Here is a 22,534-nt window from a genome sequence, read left to right on the forward strand (position 1 = left end):
CCGGCCATAAGCGCCGCAACGTCACATGCGGAGGAAGCCCCGGGAAATGAAGTCTGTCCCGCCCCTGAGACTTGAACGCGCCAGCTACCCCGTCCAGACCGTCATCCAGACGCGGGTCAGCGACCTCGACGGCAACGGCCACCTCAACGCCATCCGCATCGCGCAGATCTATGAGGAAGGGCGCGCCATCTTTCACCGCGACCACCTGCGCCGGCGCGTGCGCACCCTGGTGGCGCAGCTGACCGTCCGTTACCTGCACGAGGGCTTCTGGCCGGAGGAGGTGATCATGGGCGTGGGCGTCGCCGCGGCCGGACGCACCTCGTTCCACATGGCCCAGGCCATGTTCCAGTCCGGCCGCTGCATCGGCCTGTGCGACACGGTGCTGGTGTGCAACGAGGGCGGCGTCTCCGTGCCGATCCCGGCGGAGGTGCGCGCGCGCATGGCGGCGCTGGCGCTGCCGGGGGTGAGCATCGCCCCGGCTTCCGAGCCGGCGGTCGCCGGCTGAGGCGCCGCCGCGCCCGGCGCGTTCCTTTACGAACGGTCGCGTCGACTCTGGCGCGACCTGGCCCATGCCGCGCGTTCCGGCCCGCCGGCCTGCCGCGAACGCAGCGCGGTGCAGTTCAGCGCAGGGGGATTGGTGCGACGGCGCGCGCCTGCCTGCCGGCCCGCCCGGCTACCGGCGCATCGCCTTCGCCGTCTCCGGGCGGATGTCCGCGAATCCTGCGCCACGGCTGGCCGCGGCGGCGGCCTCCGGCGCGGCGGGGGACATCACCTTCCCGGACGTCCCGGCCCTGCCGGCGACCATCGCCCCCGTCGCCTGTTATCCGGCGACGCGGGCGCCGCGGGGCGGACAGCCGGCCGTGCGCCCCGGGTCCGCCCGCCGTCAGTCCAGCGACACCCCGGCCTCGGCCAGCGCCGCCGGCACGGCGGGATTGCGCGCCGCCTCGGCGTATTTCTTCTGCAGCGCCGCCAGTGACCGGGCGTGATATTTCTGCGTCTCCTGCGAGAACGGCCCGTCCGGCAGCTGCACGCTGAAGGTGGGCTCGCCGGCGGCGACGGCGGCGGCGTTGGCGCGCGTCCAGGGCAGGAACACCGACGCCACTTCCCCCTTCAGCAGCGGCGTCAGCGTCGCCTTCAGGCTGTCCCAGCTCTCGAACTCCCCTTCCGCCCTGGGGTCGAGCATGCGGCTGATCCAGGCGAGGGTGTTGGGCGCCGTCTCGCGCATGATCGCGCCCGGCGTCGGGTCGGTGGAGCACTCATACAGCTGGGCGAACAGGCCGAAGTCGCCGAAAGCCGGGCGGGCGCCGAACAGGTAGGGCCGGCTGACCAGATGCGTCTCCAGCACGGCGAGAATGCGCCGGAAACTGTTCTCGATCAGCTCCGCCGTGGCGTCCGATGAGCCGACGAACGACAGGCGCGGAACCATGCGCGCCTTCACCTGGGCCACCGCCTGCGCGCGCGCTTCGCCGGTCAGGTCCGGCATGGAGCCGGCGACGATGCGCTCGGCGCCGGACTGGGCGTCCACCTCCCGCCGCCAGCGGTAGTGGAACATGGGCTTGTTGCACCATTCGTCGCCGAACTCCTCCACCAGCGCCGAGACGAAGGCGGCGACCGGATCGGAGGGGTGGATGGACGGGTGGGGGTATTTCTCCTCCAGCGCCTCGATGATCGGCGTGGAGTCCTGCATGCCCTGGCCTTCCGGCGTGATCAGCAGCGGAATCAGCGGCAGTTTGGCGTATTTCTGGAATTCCTCCTGGCTCGCCGGCCCGCGGTTGATCCACACGTGCGGCAGGTTCTTGTAGCGCAGGTAGGAGCGCACCTTGACCGAATAAGGCGACAGCTCCGCGCCGATCAGGCGGTAGGTCATGGCCATTTCCCCCAAAATATATCCTGGCCCGGCGCCCTTCGCCGGCCGGCGGTTCAGTAGGCCGAATCCGGCCCCACCACGTCGCGCGGGGCCCGCCCGGCGGCGAAGGCGCGGATGTTGGCGATGGTTTTTTCGCCCAGCCGGACCTGGGTGTCGGAATCCGACCAGGAGATGTGCGGCGTCAGGCGAATCTTCGGATGGCTGTAGAACGGGTGCCCCTCCGGCGGCGGCTCCGGCTCGGCGACGTCGAGGGTGGCGAAACCGAGCGGCCCGTTGTCCAGCGCCTCCAGCAACGCCTGCTGGTCGATGAGGCCGCCGCGCGAGATGTTGACGAGATGCAGGCCCGGCTTCGCCTGCATCAGCACCTCGCGGCTGATGATGCCCCGGCTTTCCGGCGTCAGCGGCAGGGCCAGCACCAGATGGTCGCAGGTCGCGGCCAGCTCCGCCACCGAGGCGGCGGGCTCGACGCCCTCCGCCGCGACGGCGCCGCGCCGGCGCAGGGCGCTCACCTTCATGCCGAAGGCGCGGGCGCGCGTCGCCACCGCCTCGCCAATGGCGCCGTAGCCGACAAGGCCGAGGCGCGCGCCGTACAGGCCGCCGAGGCGGCGCGCCTTCCACCCGGCGGGGCCGCGCACGGCCAGCCGGTCAAATTCCTTGGCCACGGTGAGCATCGCCGCCAGCACGTATTCGCTGATCGGCGGGGCGGCGACGCCGCGGCTGGTGGCCACCACCGGACCGTTGAACATCCATCGGGGATAGCCGTCGATGCCGGCGGAGCCGAGCTGGATGAAACGCACGGCGCCTGGCCATTCCGGCGGCTGCTCCTGCGGCGCGTCCGCCCAGCACCTGGGCTGGGTGACGATGACGTTCACGTCCGGGTCCGGCAGCCATGGCGGCCGGTCCGGCCCGTGCACCCGCGTCTCGATTCCCGCTTCGCGCAGGATGGCGGCGAAGGCGCTGCCCAGCTGGCACGCCGCCACCACCTTCTCCAGCCCTGCGGCTCCGTCCGTCTCGCTCACTGGCAGGCTCCGCCCGTCGGCCATGGAGTGATCACGCCGGCTCGATGACGGCGACGACGTCGCCCTCCTCGACGCTCTGCTCGACGGCGACGCGGATCTCCTTCACCACGCCGGCCCGCGGCGCCTCCACGGCGATTTCCATTTTCATGGCTTCGAGAATGACCACCGGGTCGCCTTCCCCGACGCGCTGGCCCGGTTCGGCGGCGATCTGGAACACGCGGCCGGCGATCTCGCTCTTCGCTTCAATGCCCATCGGAACGTTTCCTCATGCGCGCCCCTGTTCGCCCGGGGCGTCCTGTCGTTTGCGGCGCCGGACATTTGAAACGCCCGGCGGCCGCCTTGCAAGGGCGCGGCGCGCATGAAGGCGCCGCGCCGTCATGCCGTCACGGCGCCAGTTCGCCGGCGGCGATGCGCCTGCCGAGCGCCCAGCGGTGCACCTCGGACGGGCCGTCGTAAATGCGGAAGGAGCGCACGTCGCGGAAAATGCGCTCGACGATGGTGTCGCGGGTGACGCCCATGCCGCCGAGAATCTGCATGGAGCGGTCGGCGACGCGGAAAATCGCCTCCGAGCAGATGACCTTGGCCATGGAGCTCTCGTTGCCGCCCTGCGCGCCCTGGTCCAGCAGCCAGGCGGCGTGCAGGATGGCCAGACGCGCCACATGGATGTCCATGAGATTGTCCGCCAGCATGAAGGAGACGCCCTCGTGCTCGGCCAGGGTCTTGCCGAAGGCGGTGCGGCGGCGGGCGTACTCCACGGCGACGTCATGGGCGCGCATGGCCGAGCCCAGCCAGCGCATGCAGTGGGTGAGGCGCGCCGGGGCGAGGCGCACCTGGGCGTAGCGCAGGCCCTGGCCCGGCTCGCCGAGAATGGCGCTCGCGGGCACGCGCAGGTTGTCGAAGCGCACCACGCCATGGCCGCCGGTAAAGGAGCAGTCGAGCGAATCGAGCGCGCGTTCGATGGTGATGCCCGGCGCGTTCATGGGGCTGAGGAACATGGTGGGGCGGCCGTCGCCCTCGCCGCCCTCGATCTTCGCCATGATGATGGCGAACGCGGCGCCCTCCGCGCCGGTGATCAGCCATTTCAGGCCGCTGATCAGGTAGTCGTCGCCGTCGCGCTTCGCCACGGTGGCCAGCTGGCGCGGATCGGCGCCGGCGCCCGGGGCCGGCTCGGTCATGCAGAAGCAGGAGCGGACCTCGCCGCTGGCCAGCGGCTTCAGGTAGCGCTCGCGCTGCGCGGCGTTGGCCACCACCTCGAGCAGGTGGATGTTGCCCTCATCCGGCGCGGCGCAGTGCAGCGCCACCGGCCCCAGCATCGAATAGCCGGCGGCGATGAAGGTGATGGCGCGGCCCACATGGCCGAGGCCCATGCCGCCGTACTCCACCGGCGCGTGCGGGCCGAACACCCCCGCCTCCTTCGCCAGCGCCACCAGCTCCTTGCGCAGGTCGTCCGAGGGGCCGTGGGCGCCCCAGCGCGGATCGTTCTCATAGGGGATGACCTTCTCGCGCACGAAGGCGCCGATGCGGTCGGCGATCTGCTTCAGGTCTTCCGGAATGGCGAAACCAAACTGGCCGGCGAACGGCGCGGCTCCAGCTGCAGCGGACATCGGTTACTCCTGTGAGGCGGCGGAGGCCGCCGGTGACGCGGCGCCTCCCGCTCCCGGACGCAGGGCCCGGCCCCGGCGATGGCGCCCGGTTCCGTTCAGGGCCGGTCCCTGCGTCATGCGCGGGGGAACCCTGTAAACGGGTTGATGGGAAGCACACATGTTCCCCGTCAGGCAAGGGGCGCGGGGGCCCGATGTCGCGGCGCGCGTTGCACGGGGCGGCGATCCGCGTCAACGTCGCCCGGACGCCGCGGGCGCGGGCCGCCATGAGGCGGCGCCCCCGCGCAGATGAGGAGACGGACAATGAGCGCAGCCGAATACACGCCGCCGAAGGTCTGGACCTGGAACCGCAACAATGGCGGCGCCTTCGCCAGCATCAACCGGCCGGTGGCCGGCCCCACCCATGAGAAAGAGCTGCCGGTGGGCAAACATCCGCTGCAGCTCTACTCGCTGGGCACGCCCAACGGGCAGAAGGTGACCATCATGCTGGAGGAGCTGCTGGCGGCCGGCCATTCCGGCGCCGAATACGACGCCTGGCTGATCCGCATCAGTGAGGGCGAGCAGTTCAGCACCGGCTTCGTGAAGGTGAACCCCAACTCCAAGATTCCGGCGCTGGTGGACCGCTCCGGGCCGGAGCCGGTCCGGGTGTTCGAGTCGGGGGCGATCCTGCTTTACCTCGCCGAAAAGTTCGGCGCCTTCCTGCCCGCCGCGCCGGCGAAGCGGGCCGAGTGCCTCTCCTGGCTGTTCTGGCAGATGGGCAGCGCGCCCTTCGTGGGCGGCGGCTTCGGCCATTTCTACGCCTATGCGCCGGTGAAAATCGAATACGCCATCGACCGCTACGCCATGGAGACCAAGCGGCAGCTGGACGTGCTCAACCGGCGCCTGGTGGAAACGCCATGGGTGGCGGGCGACGACTACACCATCGCCGACATGGCGATTTTCCCGTGGTACGGGCTGCTGGCCAAGGGCCTGCTCTACGGGGCCGGCGAGTTCCTCTCGGTGCATGAGTACGCGAACGTCATCGCCTGGGCCGACCGCATGCTGGAGCGCCCCGCCGTGCAGCGCGGCCGCAAGGTCAACAATGTGAACGGCAAGCCCGAGAACCAGCTGCACGAACGCCACGACGCCTCGGACTTCGACACCAGAACCCAGGACAGGATCGCCGCCGGCGCCTGAGGCGGCCCGGAGCGGGCGCCCTGGCGCCCGCCCTGCGCTGCGCCGTGCGAAGGGCCTTTCCGCGGGGCCGGGCGGCAGCGCGCCGCCGCCGGTCAGGCGTCTTTCCGGCGCTCTCCGCCGGAGCGGTTGGTGAAGCAGGCGTTGCCGAGGCCCGTGCCGATGGTGAGCACGCCCCAGCGCGCCACGTCCTGCATGAACGGGATCTGGCTCAGGCCCTAGACCACCGCGTCATTGTGAATCACCACCATGGTCTCGTGGCCGGAGAGCTCCGGCAGGGCCTCGCCGATGGCGCGAGCGAGGTTGAAGCGCGCGCTCTCCCAGTCGCCGGGCAGGTTCTGGGCGCCGCGGGCGATGGAGCCGTCCGGCTCGATCACCCCCGGCACGCCCACGCCCACCAGCGGACACAGCCGGCGGCCCTTCTTCTGCGCCTGGCGGGCGAGATCGGCCAGCATGCCGGTGAGGCGCTCCACCGCGGCGCCGCGACCCGGCCGCTCCTCCCGGTGGCGCCAGAGCTGCGCCTTCCACACCTGCGCCTTCGCCAGGTCCGGGCTTTTGGCGATGTTCACGTCCACCACGCCGCAGCGGATGTTGGCGCCGCCCACGTCCACGGCGAGGATGGCGTCATGCCCCTCATACACCCAGGCCGGGGCAAGGTGGGCGCAGCCGATCAGTCCGGCTTCGTCCGGGTGGTGGCGGATCATCTCCATGTCGATGGCGACGCCGTCCGCCTTCAGCAGCATTTCCGCGCGGGCCACGGCGATCTCGCCGACCCGGCTCTCCCTGAGGCCGCCGCCGACGACGATGCGCGCCACGTCTTTCCACGCCGGATCGCGCAGGAACCGGCGGATGACGTCGGCGAGGCTGGCGGCGTAGGTCTCGATGGCCCCGTGCACCACCGCGGCGGCCTCGGCGTCGCCCTTCGTCAGGGCGCGGTCGAGCCGGGCCTTGCTGATGCGCCCGGCCGGCCCGTCGCCCAGCGGATCCTCGTCCGTGCGGCGCAGCGCCCGGCGGATGTCGCCGAGGGCGGCGCGAAAGGCGCGGCCGCTGGCGCGGTCGCCGACAAAGCCGTCGCGGTCCCGGATCTCGAGGTTGTAGCTGTCAACCGTCACTGAGGCGAGGCGCGCCGCCCCGTGCGCGGCGATGGCGTGCGCCTGTCCGTCCGCCGGCGCGCCGGCGCGGGCCGGCCCGCCGGGCGGCTTGCTGCGGGCCCGGGCATTGCTGCTGGTCATGGCTCCTCCGTCCGTCGCGGAAGGAACGGACGGCCATGTCCTTTCGTTCCGGCCTGGAGCGCGGCCGGCGCAAATGAAGACGTCGCGCCGGGAACATGTCGCCTGGCGGCCGGGGTCCATGCTCCGGGCCGCCCTGCGGTCGCCGGGGGCGCGCCGCCGGCCGCGCAGGGCGTTCCGGCGGGACCGGACCTGCCCCTCCGGAGTCACGCGGCCACGGAATCGTGGCGGCGCCCCGCGGCCAGCCGGCGGCCGGCGCGGCCTCAGGCGGCGCGCGGCAGCGACGTCATGTCAATGACGAAGCGGTACTTCACGTCGCTCTTCAGCATGCGCTCATAGGCTTTCTCGATGTCCTGGATGGGGATGAGCTCGATATCGGCCACAATGTTGTTGGCTCCGCAGAAGTCCAGCATCTCCTGGGTTTCGGCGATGCCGCCGATGATGGAGCCGGCGAAGCTGCGGCGGTTGGGCAGCAGGCTGAAGACGTTGACGGGCAGCGGCCTGTCCGGCGCGCCCACCTGCACCAGCGTGCAGTCGCGCTTCAGCAGGTTGAGGTACATGTTGACGTCATGCGGCGCGGCCACGGCGTCGATGATGAGGTCGAGCTTCGAGCGCCAGGCGGCCACCGCCTTCGCGTCGGCAGAAAGCACCACCTCTTCGGCGCCCAGGCGCGCGCCGTCCTCCACCTTCGACGGCGAGGTGGTGAACAGCACCACTTTTGCGCCAAGCGCGCGGGCGAACTTCACCGCCATGTGGCCGAGACCGCCAAGGCCGACCACGCCGACGGTCTTGCCCGGCCCCGCCTTCCAGTGGCGCAGCGGCGACCAGGTGGTGATGCCCGCGCACAGCAGCGGCGCCGCGGCGGCCGGGTCGAGACTGTCCGGCACGCGCAGCACGAAGTCCTGCGTCACCACGATGTGGCTGGAGTAGCCGCCGAAGGTGTGGCCGCCGCTCACCCGGTCCTTGCCGTTATAGGTGCCGGTGCCGCCGCGCGCGCAGTACTGCTCGAGGCCGTCGCGGCAGTTCTCGCAGGTGCGGCAGGAATCGACGAGGCAGCCGACCGCGGCCGTGTCGCCGACGCGGAATCGCGTCACCTGCGCGCCGACAGCGGTGACCTTGCCGACGATCTCGTGACCGGGCACGCAGGGATAGAGCGTGTTCCCCCACTCGTTGCGCACGGCGTGCAGGTCAGAGTGGCACACGCCGCAGTGGGTGATCTCGATGACCACATCGAGCGGCCCCGGATCGCGCCGTTCAAAGGTGAACGGCGCCAGCGGCGTGGTTGCGTCCTGGGCGGCGTAGCCTGTGCACACGAACATGACGTTTCTCCCTGACCCTCTGCTGCGTCCCTGCCGCCGGCGGCGTCCCTCCCGCGCGGCGCCGGCGTCTCACGGCGGTCAATAATATGTCCGCCGCGACCTGTCAGCGGCGCCGCCGCCCGCTCCTCCCCCGCCCGCCGCGCCGCGCGCGACAGCCGGCGCCCCCAAAAAACGATCTTCAAAATGTAATATTTTCGAGAAAACTGATGGATTATTTTGGGCGCAATAAGAAATACGCAGAATCTATAACGTACCTCCAAAGGAAATATTCGAAACGCTCATATATTCGCAATTATTTCACAAATACCGGCGCGACATTCGCATGCGCCGGTCCATTGTCAGGGAAGGTGCTTCATGGATCAGCGCAATCACGGACCAGGCGCAGCAACGTCGGGCGGGCGACGCCGCAGCGTGCGCGTGATCGGCGTCACGGCGACGATTGGCCTTCTGCAACTGGCTGTCACGCCGGCTCTGGGCGCGCAGGCAAACAATATCGCCCGGGCTGAGCAGCCGGCGGCGGCGAACGGCGCGATCTGGAAGAGCGCGCCCGCGCGCCTGCCGCAGGGGTCTGGACCGGGGCCCGCGCGGCGTCAGTCATGACGCCATGACCGCGGCCATGACTGACGCCATGCGCGCGGCGACGGCGCCCGGCGCCGCCACGGCCGGGGCCGTTGATCTGCGCATGGAGGCCGGCGATGGCCGCGACGGCGCGAACCACAGGTCTGGCGGCCTGTTCGGCGCCAGCGCGCGCGGCGGCGACGGCGGCAAGGGCGGCGCAGGCTCCAGCAGGTCTGTCAGCATCCATGGCGCCCCTGTCGTCACCTCGGCTGGGGGCGACGCCGGCGTGCGCGTCTGGTCCGGCGGCGGCAGGGGCGGCGCGGGCGGCGACGCGCGCGCCGCTAGCGCCGGCCTGTTTGTCTCCGGGGCGTACGCCGAGGGCGGCGATGGCGGCGACGGGGGCGACGGCGGCGATGTCTCCGTCAGCAGCGCGGTGACCATCGTGACCTCCGGGGATCACGCCGCAGGCGTCTCGGCCCGTTCGGCGGGCGGCGACGGCGGCGACGGCGGCGAGGCCATCAGTTCGGCGACGGCGATTGGCTTTGTCCTCATCCCGTCCATTGCGATGGACAGGAACGCCTCGGGTCACGGCGGACGCGGCGGCGACGGCAAGACTGTCGGGGTGATCAATACCGGCGATATCCTGACGCTGGGCGCCGGATCACACGGAATCTCCGGGGAGAGCGTTGGCGGCGATGGCGGCGCTGGCGGCGGCGCCCACGGTTACGCGCAGTCGGTCGCAGCGCCGCCCTTCGGCTACGCCTACGCCAGGAGCCGCGATGCAGGCGGGGCGGGCGACGGCGGGCGCGTCGACCTGACGAATGACCGCGCGACGATCATGACGCGCGGCGACCGCTCCTACGGAATTCACGGGATGTCGCTCGGCGGCGACGGCGGCGACGGCGGGACGGCGACGGCGGCCGCGGACGTGCTCAACATCGGCGGCGTCGGCGCCGCGGCGGCGAAGGGGGGACGCGGCGGCGCGGGCGGCGACGGCGACCTGGTGACGGTCAGCAACAGGAGCGGCGTCGTCATCACCTCGGGAGACGCGTCCAGCGGCGTGGTCGCCCAGTCCATCGGCGGCGGCGGCGGCGACGGCGGCGCCGTGGTCACGGCGGCTGGACCGGGCGTTTTATTCGGCGAACTCGCCAACCGGATTATCGCCACACTGCCGGCCGGAGCGGTCGCGACCATGCAGGTCAACGTTGGCGGCCGCGGCGGAGCCGGCGGCGCGGGCGGCGACGTCATCGTAAACAACGCCGGCGGCTCCCGTACCGAAACCCGTGGAGCAGCCGCCCATGGCGTGCTGGCCCAGTCCGTCGGCGGCGGGGGCGGCCGCGGCGGGGCGGTCTTCAACTCGGGCGACAGCCCGCTTGACCTGCGGCTCGCCATCGGCGGCGCCGGAGGCGGAGGCGGGGACGGCGGCAGGGCTGCGGTTACGGTCGAGAGGACGTCAACCGTCGTGACCCGCGGCGCGGTCTCCCATGGCGTTTTCGCGCAGTCGGTCGGCGGGGGCGGCGGCGACGGCGGCGCTTTCAGGAAAAGCGATGATGATGAGTCCTCGACCGGCTTTATCTCCCAGATCAAAAGGCTGGCGGGCAGTGAGGAGGCGCAGGATCCAACGGAAAAACTCCGGTTCGACCACGATTACAGCCTGATTTCCACCGGGATAAAGATCGCGAGAAAAATAGCCGGGGTGGAAAAGGCGGCGTCCCCGATGCCCGACGTGTCAGTCAGAATGCACGTTGGCGGCGCAAGCGGCGCAGGCGGCGACGGCAAGGAAGCGGACGTCAGCAATGACGGGGCGGTCTTCACCTCCGGCGCGGCCTCCCATGGCGTCTTCGCCCAGTCGGTCGGCGGCGGCGGCGGCGCGGGCGCCGTCGCAGGCGCGCCCGCCATCGGCAGCAAGTACAGGCTGAACGTGACCGTTGGGGGCGAAGGCGGCGACGGCGGGCGCGTCGTCATCGCCAACAGCGGCGAGGTCAGCACGGACGGCGACGGCTCCTTCGGCGCGTTCGGGCAGTCAACAGGCGGCGGCGGCGGTTTCGCCGGCGACGCCACGAGTCCGGGACCGAGACGTTACACCCTCAACGTTGGCGTTGGCGGCGCCGGCGGCGGCGGCGGCGCCGGCGGCGACGTGGAGATCAGCAACGCCGGCCGCATCCGGACGCAAGGCGCCGGCTCCCATGGCGTCGTCGCCCAGAGCGTCGGCGGCGGCGGCGGCGCGGCGGTGCTGGGCGCGCCGGAAACGGCCGCGCCGTTCTTCCGCAACGTCAACGAGCTGATCGACGCCCTTCTGATCAACGCCGGCGACGCCATTGTGGAAAGCGCTTCCTTCCGCGGGGCCGCGCAGCTCATGGCGTGGCGCACGCTCCAGCCGGCCGGCGCCACCATCCGCATCGGCGGAACCGGCGGCGCTGGCGGCGACGGCGGCCTGGTTTCGGTGAATCATGACGGCGACATCGCCACGTCCGGAGACGGCGCGGCCGGCGTCGTCGCCCAGTCCGTCGGCGGAGGCGGCGGCATATATGGCGCCGCCGGCGGTTTTGATCCGCTCCGCGGCTACAATGTCATCACCATCGGCGGCTCGGACAACGCCGGCGGCGACGGCGGGGCCGTCAAGGTGACCGTGAGCGCCGACGCGGCGATCACAACATGGGGAAAGGGGGCGCACGGCGTTGTGGCGCAGTCCGTCGGCGGCGGCGGCGGCTATGTGAGCGGCGCCGACGGCGCGAGCGTGACGGTGGCCGACGGAAAAGCCTCCGGTGACGGCGGAAACGTTTCCGTCAACTCCGGGCGGAACGCGCGCATCGCCGTTTACGGGGCCGGCGCGAACGGCGTCTATGCGCAGAGCATCGGCGGCGGCGGCGGCGCCTGGGCGTCCGGCGCCGTTCCCGACGCGACGGATCCCGCCGGCCGGCGCCGCAGCCAGGCGACCGGCCGCGGCGGCCGGATCGACATCGCCTGGCGGGGCGCGATCACCGCCACTGGAGAAAACGCCAACGCCATTCTCGCCCAGACCGGTCGCCAGATGACCAACGGCGCCATCGACCCGACCTCGCAGGGAGGCCCCGTCGCCATCAATCTCGACGACGGCCAGTACATCGGCGGTTCGGGCAAGGGCGCCGCCATCCGCATTGACGGCGGCGGCGCCGGTCGCAACGCCGTGACCACAATCAACATCGGCGCGAACGCCGAGGTCGCCGCCCTTTCCGGCAGGGCGATCATCGCCAGCGCCCCCCGCGCCGCCACCATCACGGTTGAAGGCGTGCTGACGGGCGAGGTGCTTCTGAACGGGCCCGGCCAGTCCGGCGACGGACCACGCCTCATGCGCGGCCCGGGTCCGGCGCGGCCAGACGGAGACGACATGTCCGGCGCCCTGCGGGATACTGTCGCGCCAGCCCGGCACGGTCATCACGAAAACCGGCCAGGAAGCATCCTGCGCGTGAACAACAGCGGCGTTTACCGTTCCCTTGCCGGCCATGGCGTGGTCGATCTCGGCCCCGGCGGCCTGTTTGAAGTCGTCGACGGCGGCACGCTCGACGTCGGCGGCAACAACAGCATCGCGTCGCTGTCAGCGACCGGCGACCTGCATCTGGAGGGCGGCAGGATGCCGGTTGACGTCAACGTCGACACGACCAGGGGGGAGCGGCGCGCCGACGCCGTTTCCGTCACCGGCGCGCTGTCCATCGGGGCGTCCGCGGACGGACGACCGACGGCCATCACCGTCAACGTCATGGACGCGCTGCTGCCGGGCGACTACGTCATTTTCAGCAAGACGCCGGCGACGGCCGGACCCGTTGAAGTCTCTGGCGTCGACGGCAGCCCGGTCTCATGGACCATGTCGGACGGCGGACAGGCCATCGCCCCGCGGGCGGATTTCATCAGCCCCGCCAGCGGCCTGCGGCTCACGCGCAACGAAATGAACCTGGCCGGCGGCCTGCAGCAGGCCTGGAACGACAGCGCGCTGTCCAACGCGCGGCTCTTCGCCGCCTTCGCCAGGGTGAACAGTTCCGGATCCTATGAAAGGGCCGTGGCGTCCCTCTCCCCTGACGGTTATCTGGCGGAGGCGCAGGCCCAGGTCGCGCGCGCGTCCGGCGCCATGGACGCCGCCATGAGCTGCCCCGACGGCGGCGGCGGGCGGAACGGCGCCGCGTGCATCTGGGGACGCATCTCGGGCAGCACAGGCTGGCGGTTGGCCGCGCGACCGGATCAGGACGCGCGACATGGCGACGTCTCCTATCGCATCGGCGCGCGGGCGGACATCGCTCCGCAATGGTGGCTCGGCATGAGCGGCGCCTATGTGACGGCGAACACGAACGCGCGCGACGGACATGTCCGGTCGGGCGGACAGGGAGGCGACCTGTCCGTGGCGCTGGGTCATGACCAGGGTCCATGGACCCTGGCCGCCGCCGCCCAGCTCGGCTTCGGCGGCTATGACGTCGCCCAGCAGGTCACGATCGGAGACAGGAACTGGAGCGCGCGCAGCCGGCAGGAGGCGTGGACGGCGGGCCTGCGCCTGCACGCCGCGTACCGGACGAAGCTGGGCGACGTCGACATCCGGCCGTTCGCCAGCGTGGACGCCGTCTACGCCTGGGCGCCGGCCTTCGCCGCCGCCGGCAGCCTCCCGGCCGCGTACCGGTTCGACGCGCTGCAGGACTGGACCACCACGCTGTCTCCCGGCGTCGAGGTCGGAACGACGTTCCAGATCAGCAATGACGTCTGGCTGCGGCCTCACGCGACGCTGGGGGCCAGCCTCGTCCTCGGCGATCCGGCGCTGGGGACGAAGGCCCAGCTGGGCGCAGGCGGCGCGCGCTTCCTCGCCGTTCAGGCGCAGGACCGCGTCACCTTCGACGCCAGCGCAGGCATCTCGCTGCTCACCGCCGGCCCTGTGGAGATGCGGGGTGAATACCGGGCGCGCCTTGGCGCGACGCTCCGGAGCCACGAAGCCCTCGGACGCCTGACGGTCAGGTTCTGACGCCGGGAGACCAGGGGCCGCGGCGTCGCCGTCGCGGCCCCGCCCCCGCCAGGCGCGCCCATGCGTCATGTCGCCGGAAGCCGGCCCGCGGGAGCGGAAACGGCGACGCAAAAGCCGCAGGGGGCTTGCGGCGCCAGCGGCCGCGCCGGCATCATGCAGGTCGCACAAAGGGGAGGAACACCATGCAGGGCAGGGACGCGGCGGTGCTCCTTGAGCGCAAGGGCGCCGTGGCCACCATCATCATGAACCGTCCGGAGCGGCGGAACGCCGTGGACGGACCCATGGCGAAGGCGCTCCGCGCCGCCTTTCAGGAATTCGAGGAGGACGGGACGCTGCGCGTCGCCGTGCTGTGGGGCGCGGGCGGATGTTTCTGCGCCGGCGCAGACCTCACCGCCGTCGAGGATCCCGCGCGCGCCCACGTGCTCGACGCCGACGGCGACGGCCCCATGGGCCCCACCCGCATGGCGCTTTCCAAGCCGCTGGTCGCCGCCGTCTCCGGCCATGCGGTGGCCGGCGGGCTGGAGCTCGCGCTGCTCGCCGACCTGCGCGTGGCCGAGGAAAGCGCCGTGTTCGGCGTGTTCTGCCGGCGCTGGGGCGTGCCGCTGATCGACGGCGGCACGGTGCGGCTGCCGCGCATCGTCGGCATGGGCCGCGCCCTCGACATGATCCTCACCGGCCGGCCGGTGGAAGCCCGCGAGGCGCTGGCCATGGGCCTCGCCAACCGGGTGGTTCCGGACGGCGAGGCGCGCCTCGCCGCCGAGGAGCTGGCGCGGCGGATCGCCGCCTTTCCCCAGGCGTGCATGCTCACCGACCGGCGCTCCGCTTACCGGCAGTGGGACATGGAGCTGGCGGAGGCCCTGCGCGCGGAGGGCCGGCATGGCAATCCGGTCGTGGCGCTGGAAGGGCGCGCCGGCGCGAGGCGCTTCGCCGGGGGCGCCGGCCGGCACGGCGCCTTCAGCGATTTCTGACAGCAACCCTCCGTGCGGGCGGGAACAATCCGGCCGCACGGGCATTCCGCCTCACTTCCGCCTTTCGCCGCATGCTGGCGGCGACGCGGGGCGCCCCCCCGCGACCCGCCGCCGCTTCTCGTGTAAACGGAGGCCGGAACACAGGTCAGAGCGGGCCATCGCCCTCGCCCGGCGCGCGCGCCAGCGGCCTCTGACGACGGAGGCGCAGAATGTCTGAAGCAAATGCGGGCCTGACCGGCGCGGACCATGGCGCGACGCGCCTGAACTGGCGGCTCGACAACAGTTACATGCGGCTGCCGGAGGCCTTCTGGGCGCCGGCGGCCCCGGCCGCCTTCTCCGCCCCGCGCATGCTGGTCTTCAACCAGAAACTGGCGCAGGAGATCGGCCTCGCCTCCGGCCCGGTGGACGCGAACGCCCTCGCCCCGACGTTCGCCGGCGCGGCGCTGCCAGACGGCGCGGCGCGCATCGCCCAGGCCTACGCCGGCCACCAGTTCGGCAATTTCACCATGCTGGGCGACGGCCGCGCCCTGCTTGTCGGCGAACAGCTGACGCTGGACGGCGGCCGGGTCGACCTGCAGTTCAAGGGCTCCGGCCCCACCGCCTTCTCCCGCGGCGGCGACGGTTTCGCCGCCGTTGGGCCGATGCTGCGCGAATATCTGGTCAGCGAGGCCATGCACGCCCTCGGCGTTCCCACCACGCGCAGCCTCGCCGTGGTCGCCACCGGCGACGTCGTTTTCCGCGACCGGCCGCTGCCAGGGGCGACGCTGACGCGCGTCGCCGCCAGCCACATCCGCTTCGGCACGTTCCAGTATGCGGCGGCGCTGGGGGAGCCGCGGCTGCTGCAGGAGCTGGCCGGCTACGCCATCGCCCGCCATGACGTCGATCTTGCCGGCGATCCCGCCGCCGTGCACGCCTTCCTGCTGCGGGTGATGCAGCGCCATGTGGACCTCGTGCTGCACTGGATCCGCATTGGCTTCGTCCACGGCGTCATGAACACCGACAACATGACCGTCTCCGGCGAAACCATCGACTATGGCCCCTGCGCCTTCATCGACCGTTTCGACCCGGCCGCCGTGTTCAGCTCCATCGACCACGCCGGGCGCTACGCCTTCAGCGCCCAGCCGGCGGTCGCCCAGTGGAACCTTGCGCGGCTGGCGGAGGCGCTGCTGCCGCTGCTCGACGCCGACCGCGACGCCGCCATACGCAAGGCCGAGGCCGCGCTCAACGGTTTCGCCGAACGCTACCAGACGCGCTGGCGCGCGATGATGTGGCGCAAGCTGGGGCTGGACGGCGAGGAGGCGGACGACATGGCCCTCGTCGCCGACCTGCTGCACTGGATGCGCGACGCCGGCGCCGATTACACCAACACCTTCCGCGCGCTGTGCGACGAGGCGGCGCCGGTCCCGCCCGAATGCGCCGACCCCGCCTTCGGGGCATGGCGGACGCGCTGGCTGGCGCGCCGCAGCCGCAACGCCATGAGCGAGGCGGACAGCGTGGCCATGATGCGCGCCGCCAATCCGGCGGTGATTCCGCGCAATCACATGGTGCAGCGGGCGCTGGACGCCGCCGGCGAGGGCGACATGAAGCCGTTCTTCGCCGCGCTGGAGGCGCTGGCTGCGCCCTATGACAGCTGGCGCGGCGATCCGGCCTGGACACAGCCGGGCGAAGGCCCGTTCCAGACTTTCTGCGGCACCTGAACCCGTCGCGGCGCACCGCCACGCCGGCGGCGCAATTCCCGGTCAGTGACTGCGCCGGCGCCAAAAAACTGGTGGACACCCGTTCCGGCACCGTTCCATACCGGCGCCATCGCGGCGGCGGTGGTCCGCGCGCGCTCCGCGCAGGCCGCCGCAGGCGGCGCCGCGCCCAAACCCATACGCAGGAAAGGATTGTGAATGGCCAGCCGACCGCGCTTGCGACCGTTCTCGATGTTCCGGGCGTTCCTGGACAACAGCGCCTCCGGCGGCGTGGTGCTCATGCTGGCGGCCGCGGCGGCGCTCGCCGTCGCCAATTCGCCGTGGGCGGAAGGCTATTTCGCCCTGCTTGCGGCGCACGCCGGCCCCCTCAGCGTCAGCCACTGGATCAACGACGCGCTGATGGCGGTGTTCTTCCTGTTCGTCGGCCTGGAGATCAAACGCGAGATGCTCGACGGGCAGCTCGCCACCTGGTCGCGCCGGATCCTGCCGGGCGTGGCGGCGCTGGGCGGCATGCTTGTTCCGGCGCTGATCTATGTCGCCCTCAACTGGCGCCATCCGGAGAACCTGAACGGCTGGGCCATTCCCACCGCCACCGACATCGCTTTCGCCCTCGGCGTGATTTCCCTGCTGGGCGACCGCGCCCCGGCGGCGCTGAAGGTGTTTCTCACCGCGCTCGCCATCATCGACGACCTCGGCGCGGTGATCATCATCGCGCTGTTTTACACCGCCGACCTGTCGCTGGCGGCGCTGGGCGGGGCGGCGGCGACGCTGCTCGCCCTCACCGCCCTCAACCGCGCCGGCGTGCTGCGGCTGTGGCCCTACCTGCTGCTGGGCGTGGCGCTGTGGCTGTTCGTGCTGAAGTCAGGCGTGCACGCCACGGTGGCGGGCGTGCTGCTGGCGCTGGCCATTCCGCTGCGCCGGGCGCCGGGCCTCTCCCATGACCTTGTGGCGTCGCCCCTGCACCGGCTGGAGCACGCGCTGAAAGACGTCACGCCTTTCATCATCCTGCCGGTGTTCGGCTTCGCCAACGCCGGCGTGTCGCTGGCGGGCGTGACCGTGGCCAATCTCGTTGATCCGCTGACGCTTGGCGTCGCCTTCGGGCTGCTGGCGGGCAAGACCATCGGCGTGTTCGCCGCGGTGTTCCTGCTGGTTCGCGGCGGTTTCGTCGACATGCCGGCCAACTCGCGCTGGATCCACGTGTTCGGGGTGGCGCTGCTGTGCGGCGTGGGCTTCACCATGAGCCTGTTCATCGGCCTTCTGGCCTTCGCCGGCAATCCGGCGCTGCAGAACGAGGTGAAGCTGGGCATCATCGGCGGCTCGCTGCTGGCGGCGCTTGCCGGCGGGCTGACGCTGCGCCTTGCGCCTCCGCCCGGCCCGCAGCGCGACTGAACGGACGCACGCAGCCCCGGCGCGGCGCCGGCGCGCGGGCTGACAATCGCCCGCCGCAGGGGGAACCCTGCGGCGGCGGCGGCGTTCCCTCCCGGTCATGGCGCGCCTGTCGCGGGCCCGTCGCAGCGAGGGAGGCTCCATTGTCCGAAAAAACTCCGCCGCAGTCGCCGGCGCTCAGCAACGCCCTGCGCGCCCACCAGCCGGGATCCGGGCAGCCGCCGGCGCGCGAGACCATTGGCCGGGGCGGCGAGACGCAGCAGACCATCGCGCCTGGGGCCGCCCACGACGACGCCCGCGCCCACCTCACCGACAATTTCGGCCATCGCATCGCCGACAACCAGAACTCGCTGCGCGCCGGCGCGCGCGGGCCCACCCTGCTTGAGGACTTCATCCTCCGCGAAAAGATCTTCCACTTCGACCACGAGCGCATTCCCGAGCGCATCGTGCATGCCCGCGGCTCCGGCGCGCATGGGGTGTTTGAATGCACCCGCGCCATTCCGGAGCTGACGAAGGCGGGCATCTTCCAGCAGGCCGGCGCTTCCTGCCCGGTGTTCGTGCGCTTCTCGACCGTGGCCGGCGGAGCCGGCTCCATCGACACCCCGCGCGACGTGCGCGGCTTCGCCGTGAAGTTCTATACCGCGGAGGGCAACTGGGATCTCGTCGGCAACAACATTCCGGTGTTCTTCATCCAGGACGCCATCAAGTTCCCGGACCTCGTGCACAGCGTGAAAATGGAGGCGGACCGCGGCTATCCGCAGGCGGCGTCGGCCCATGACACCTTCTGGGACTTCATCAGCCTGATGCCCGAGAGCATGCACATGATCATGTGGGCGATGTCAGACCGGGCCATCCCGCGCTCCTACCGCATGATCGAGGGCTTCGGCGTCCACACCTTCCGCTTCGTCAACGCGCAGGGCGACGGCGTCTTCGTGAAATTCCACTGGAAGCCGGCGCTCGGCCTGGCCGCGACCACGTGGGACGAGGCGGTGAAGATCGCCGGCGCCGACCCGGACTTTCACCGGCGCGACCTTCATGAGGCCATCGCCGCCGGCGACTTTCCGCAATGGGACCTGTGCGTGCAGGTGTTCGACGAGGCGTGGGCGGCGCGCCAGCCCTATGACGTGCTGGACGCCACCAAGATCGTGCCGGAGGAAGACATTCCCGCCGAGCCGGTCGGCCGCATGACGCTGAACCGCAACCCGGACAACTTCTTCGCCGAGACCGAACAGGTCGCCTACATGCCGACCAACGTGATCCCGGGCATCGACTTCACCAATGATCCGCTGCTGCAGGGGCGGCTGTTCTCCTATCTCGACACGCAGAAATCGCGCCTCGGCACGACGAATTTCCACCAGATCCCCATCAACGCGCCGAAATGCCCGTTCCACAACTTCCAGCGGGACGGCCTCATGCAGACGCTGACGCCGACCGGGCGCGCCAATTACGAGCCCAACAGCCTGGCCGAAGCCGGCGAGGACGCCGGGCCGCGCGCCTGCCCGGAAACCGGCTTCACCTCGTTCAGTCGCCATGAGGCGGGCGAGGACGCCGGCCAGAAGCTGCGGGTGCGGGCGGAGCTGTTCGCCGACCACTACAGCCAGGCGCGGCTGTTCTACCGGTCGCAGACGGCCAGCGAGCAGGCGCACATCGCCTCCGCCCTGGTGTTTGAACTGTCGAAAGTGCAGCTGGAGCACGTGCGCCTGCGGGTGCTCGCCCGCCTCGGCAACATCGACGGGGCGCTGGCGCAGCGGGTGGCGGACGGCCTCGCCATGCCCCTGCCGGACAGGGCGCCTGCGGCGCGCGAACCCATCGACATGCCGCCCTCCGACGCGCTTTCCATCCAGAAGCGCCAGAAAGACATTCTGGCGGGGCGCAAGGTGGGCGTGCTGTTCGCCGAAGGCTCGGACAGGGCGGCCATTGAGCGGCTGTGCGGCGAAATCCGCGCCGCCGGCGGAACGCCGTTCCTGGTGGCGCCCAGGGTGGGCGCCGTGCCCGTGAACGGCGGCGAACTGAAGGCCGACGGCCAGCTCGCCGGCTCGCCCTCCGTGCTGTTCGACGCGGTGGCCTCCAACCTGACGCCGGAGCAGGCGCAGAAACTCTGCCGGGACGGCGCGGCGGTGCAGTGGTTCATGGACGCATACGCCCACTGCAAGACCATCGCCCACTGCAAGGGCAGCCAGGCGCTGCTGGACCGGGCGCACGTGGAGCCGGACGCCGGCGTGGTCCCGTTCGCCGACTTCATGCGCGCGGGCGCGCGCCGCCACTGGGAGCGCGAGCCGCGGGTGCGCGACCTCGCCTGAGGCGGGGCGCTCCCATCCGCCGGCAGGCCATGAACGCCAGAAGGCGGACGGACGCCGCCTCCGGCGTCCGTCCGCCTGTTGGCCGGCGGCGCCCCGCCCTGACTCCAGTCTCTCCCCCGCCCCATACGCCCCGTCCGGGACGCGCGGGCCGCTCCCGTGCGTTCCCGCGGCCCCGGCCGCGGTTCGCACGTGACGCGCGGCAGGAGCCCCGTGCGCACGGCCGCCTGCTGCGTGACGGCGCCCCATGGCGCAACCGCAACGTGGCGGATAGTATGCCGGCGACCTACCGGTCCGGCGCCGGCCCGTCCATTCCGCGGCGTCATTCCCGAACGGCATTGCGAATCACGGCGTCCCGGCATGAGCGCGCAGCATCTTCCTCCCATCGCGGTCATCGGTCTGGGTTACGTCGGGCTGCCGCTGGCGACGGCGTTCGGCCGGATCCGGCCGGTGATCGGCTTCGACATCAACGAAAACCGCATCGCCGAGCTTCAGGCCGGACGCGACCACACCCGCGAAACCACTCCCGAGGAGCTGGCCGCGGCGCGGCACCTGCGTTTCACCGCCGACCCCGGCGAGCTGCGGGAGGCGCGCATCTATATCGTCACCGCGCCGACGCCGGTGGACGCGCACAAGCGCCCCGACCTCACCGCCCTGCTCCGCGCGTCGGACACCGTTGGACGGGCGCTGAAGCGCGGCGACATCGTGATTTACGAATCCACGGTCTATCCAGGGGCCACGGAGGAGGAATGCGTGCCGGCGCTGGAGCGCGCTTCCGGTCTTGTGTTCAACGTTGACTTTTTCGTCGGCTACAGCCCCGAGCGCATCAATCCGGGAGACCGCAACCGGCGACTGGCGGACGTGGTCAAGGTGACCTCCGGATCAACGCCCGAAACCGCCGAGACCGTGGACCGGCTCTACCGTTCGGTCGTCGCCGCCGGCACTTACAGGGCGGAGAGCATTCGCGTCGCGGAAGCGGCCAAGGTGATCGAAAACACCCAGCGGGATCTCAACATCGCGCTGGTCAACGAGCTGGCGATCATCTTCCACCGCATGGGCCTCGACACGGACGCGGTGCTGCGCGCGGCCGGCACCAAGTGGAACTTCCTGCCGTTCCGCCCCGGCCTGGTGGGCGGCCACTGCATCGGCGTCGACCCCTATTACCTGACCTACAAGGCCGAAGCGCTGGGCCATCATCCGGAGGTCATTCTCGCCGGGCGACGCATCAACGACGGCATGGGCGCATGGGTGGCCGGACAGATGGTCAAGGCCATGCTGAAGCGGAACATCGCCGTGAACGGCGCGCGCGTGCTGGTGCTGGGTCTCACTTTCAAGGAAAACTGCCCGGACCTGCGCAACACCCGTGTCATCGACGTCATCACCGAGCTGCAGGACCACGGCGCGCTGGTGGACGTGCACGATCCGCTGGCGGATCCGGCGGCGGCGCTGAAGGCGTATGGCGTGCGCCTGCTGCCGGGAGCGCCGCCGCCAGGACATTACGACGGCGTGCTGCTGGCCGTGGCCCATGACGCATATGTGACCGCAGGCGCCGGCGCCCTTCGCGCCTTTGGCCGCGAAGGCCACCTATTCTTTGATCTCAAGAGCGCCTTTCCGGCTGACGCCAGCGACTGGCGGCTGTAGTAACGGCGTATCGCGCCGGCGTGCGGCGAACTGGCGGCGAAGGGGGACGTTTCAACCCCTCGTTTGTTACGGCGCCGGCGACGGTTATATTCGGCGGAATCATGCGGGCCGGCTGTGGCCCGCGTCAGGAAAAGCAGTCGATGTGGATCAGCAGAACGCCATTACGGGCCAGCTTTCTGGGCGGCGGCACGGATTATCCGTCCTATTTCATGAAAAATCCCGGCGCCGTACTGGGCGGAACCATCGACAAATATGTTTACATCCAGGCGCTGCCCCTGGCGGCGCTGGCCGAACAGCGTTTTCGCCTGACGTATCGTGAAACGGAAAGCGTCGACGACGTTGAACAGATCCGTCATCCGGTAGTCCGTGAGGCGCTGAAACATTACCGCTGGGAAAGCCCGCTCAACATCGCCACCATGTCGGACCTTCCGGGCGGCACGGGGCTGGGAAGCTCATCGGCGTTTACGGTCGGGTTCATCAACCTGCTGCACCACATGCGCGGCATCGAGCTGACGCGCTACGAGCTGGCGCGGCAGGCGATCCACATGGAGCAGAACATTCTCAAGGAGAATGTCGGCGTTCAGGACCAGATTCACGCCGCCTTCGGCGGTCTGGCGCGCTATGAGTTCCATGGCGAAACGTTCTCGATTGAGCCGCTCCGGCTGACCTCCTCGCGCCTTGGGCGCTTCAATGCCTGCCTGACGCTCGTTTACACGGGCGCGCAGCGCAGCGCCTCACAGGTCGTGGACGCGCAGGAAAAGCGCACGAAATCCGGCGCCAACGAAGACTATCTGCGCGAGATGT

The 22,534-nt window shown here is 70.9% G+C and carries 16 protein-coding genes (1 of these 16 only partly in view); 10 read left to right on the forward strand and 6 right to left on the reverse strand.

The genetic code is table 11. The features are described 5' to 3' along the window. Nucleotides 1-46: 46 nt before the first annotated feature. Nucleotides 47-505 carry an acyl-CoA thioesterase gene (locus ACFFJB_RS01615; RefSeq protein ID WP_376829019.1) on the forward strand — a complete coding sequence of 153 codons (459 nt, stop codon included), beginning with the start codon at nt 47-49 and terminating at the stop codon, nt 503-505. A gap of 378 nt (nt 506-883) precedes the next feature. Here the strand turns inward: ACFFJB_RS01615 and ACFFJB_RS01620 are convergent, their stop codons facing one another. From ACFFJB_RS01620 to ACFFJB_RS01635, 4 genes are all read right to left on the reverse strand, one after another. Beyond that, on the reverse strand, nt 884-1,867 hold the full coding sequence (locus ACFFJB_RS01620) for a glutathione S-transferase family protein (protein WP_376829021.1): 984 nt from the start codon (nt 1,865-1,867) through the stop codon (nt 884-886). Between the two features lie 53 nt (nt 1,868-1,920). After that, nucleotides 1,921-2,886, reverse strand: coding sequence for an NAD(P)-dependent oxidoreductase (locus tag ACFFJB_RS01625; protein ID WP_376829023.1), 966 nt, complete (start codon nt 2,884-2,886; stop codon nt 1,921-1,923). Between the two features lie 31 nt (nt 2,887-2,917). Then, nucleotides 2,918-3,139: an acyl-CoA carboxylase biotin carboxyl carrier protein subunit gene (locus ACFFJB_RS01630; protein ID WP_376829025.1), complete on the reverse strand. Its 222-nt coding sequence runs from the start codon at nt 3,137-3,139 to the stop codon at nt 2,918-2,920. A 130-nt stretch (nt 3,140-3,269) separates the two neighbouring features. Then, a complete protein-coding gene (locus ACFFJB_RS01635) occupies nt 3,270-4,490 on the reverse strand; it encodes an acyl-CoA dehydrogenase family protein (protein ID WP_376829027.1) in 1,221 nt (406 codons plus the stop codon). Nucleotides 4,491-4,790: 300 nt separating this feature from the next. Here ACFFJB_RS01635 and yghU point away from each other — a divergent pair, with 300 nt between their 5' ends. Beyond that, a complete protein-coding gene (gene yghU, locus ACFFJB_RS01640) occupies nt 4,791-5,663 on the forward strand; it encodes a glutathione-dependent disulfide-bond oxidoreductase (RefSeq protein WP_376829029.1) in 873 nt (290 codons plus the stop codon). Between the two features lie 215 nt (nt 5,664-5,878). On the opposite strand, the gene ACFFJB_RS01645 is transcribed toward yghU, so the two are convergent. Both ACFFJB_RS01645 and ACFFJB_RS01650 read right to left on the reverse strand, forming a co-directional pair. After that, nucleotides 5,879-6,892: an ROK family protein gene (locus ACFFJB_RS01645; RefSeq protein WP_376829031.1), complete on the reverse strand. Its 1,014-nt coding sequence runs from the start codon at nt 6,890-6,892 to the stop codon at nt 5,879-5,881. A 260-nt stretch (nt 6,893-7,152) separates the two neighbouring features. Then, nucleotides 7,153-8,208 carry an NAD(P)-dependent alcohol dehydrogenase gene (locus ACFFJB_RS01650; RefSeq protein WP_376829033.1) on the reverse strand — a complete coding sequence of 352 codons (1,056 nt, stop codon included), beginning with the start codon at nt 8,206-8,208 and terminating at the stop codon, nt 7,153-7,155. A 354-nt stretch (nt 8,209-8,562) separates the two neighbouring features. Between ACFFJB_RS01650 and ACFFJB_RS01655 the strand changes: the two genes are divergently transcribed. The 8 genes from ACFFJB_RS01655 to ACFFJB_RS01690 form a co-directional block, all read left to right on the forward strand. Further along, on the forward strand, nt 8,563-8,808 hold the full coding sequence (locus tag ACFFJB_RS01655; RefSeq protein ID WP_376829034.1) for a hypothetical protein: 246 nt from the start codon (nt 8,563-8,565) through the stop codon (nt 8,806-8,808). Between the two features lie 16 nt (nt 8,809-8,824). After that, nucleotides 8,825-13,744, forward strand: coding sequence for an autotransporter outer membrane beta-barrel domain-containing protein (locus ACFFJB_RS01660; protein ID WP_376829036.1), 4,920 nt, complete (start codon nt 8,825-8,827; stop codon nt 13,742-13,744). Between the two features lie 182 nt (nt 13,745-13,926). Continuing rightward, the gene (locus tag ACFFJB_RS01665; RefSeq protein WP_376829038.1) at nt 13,927-14,712 is read left to right on the forward strand and encodes a crotonase/enoyl-CoA hydratase family protein; all 786 of its coding nucleotides are present in this window, start codon (nt 13,927-13,929) and stop codon (nt 14,710-14,712) included. Between the two features lie 209 nt (nt 14,713-14,921). Continuing rightward, nucleotides 14,922-16,409 (forward strand): protein adenylyltransferase SelO, encoded by a 1,488-nt coding sequence (locus ACFFJB_RS01670; RefSeq protein ID WP_376829040.1) that lies wholly within the window; start codon nt 14,922-14,924, stop codon nt 16,407-16,409. 195 nt (nt 16,410-16,604) lie between these two features. Next, complete coding sequence (gene nhaA, locus ACFFJB_RS01675) at nt 16,605-17,795, forward strand: Na+/H+ antiporter NhaA (RefSeq protein ID WP_376829042.1); 1,191 nt, start codon at nt 16,605-16,607, stop codon at nt 17,793-17,795. A 185-nt stretch (nt 17,796-17,980) separates the two neighbouring features. After that, nucleotides 17,981-20,092, forward strand: coding sequence for a catalase (locus ACFFJB_RS01680; RefSeq protein ID WP_376829114.1), 2,112 nt, complete (start codon nt 17,981-17,983; stop codon nt 20,090-20,092). 357 nt (nt 20,093-20,449) lie between these two features. Next, nucleotides 20,450-21,730, forward strand: a complete 1,281-nt coding sequence (locus tag ACFFJB_RS01685) for a nucleotide sugar dehydrogenase (protein WP_376829044.1) — start codon at nt 20,450-20,452, stop codon at nt 21,728-21,730. Nucleotides 21,731-21,870: 140 nt separating this feature from the next. Next, on the forward strand, nt 21,871-22,534 hold the 5' portion of the coding sequence (locus tag ACFFJB_RS01690) for a GHMP family kinase ATP-binding protein (protein WP_376829046.1). The gene runs 332 nt beyond the window's last position; the window shows 664 of its 996 coding nt (coding positions 1-664); it begins with the start codon at nt 21,871-21,873; its stop codon lies off the right edge, out of view.

This window comes from Camelimonas abortus, assembly GCF_042432745.1.
Classification (GTDB): Bacteria; Pseudomonadota; Alphaproteobacteria; order Rhizobiales; family Beijerinckiaceae; genus Camelimonas; species Camelimonas abortus.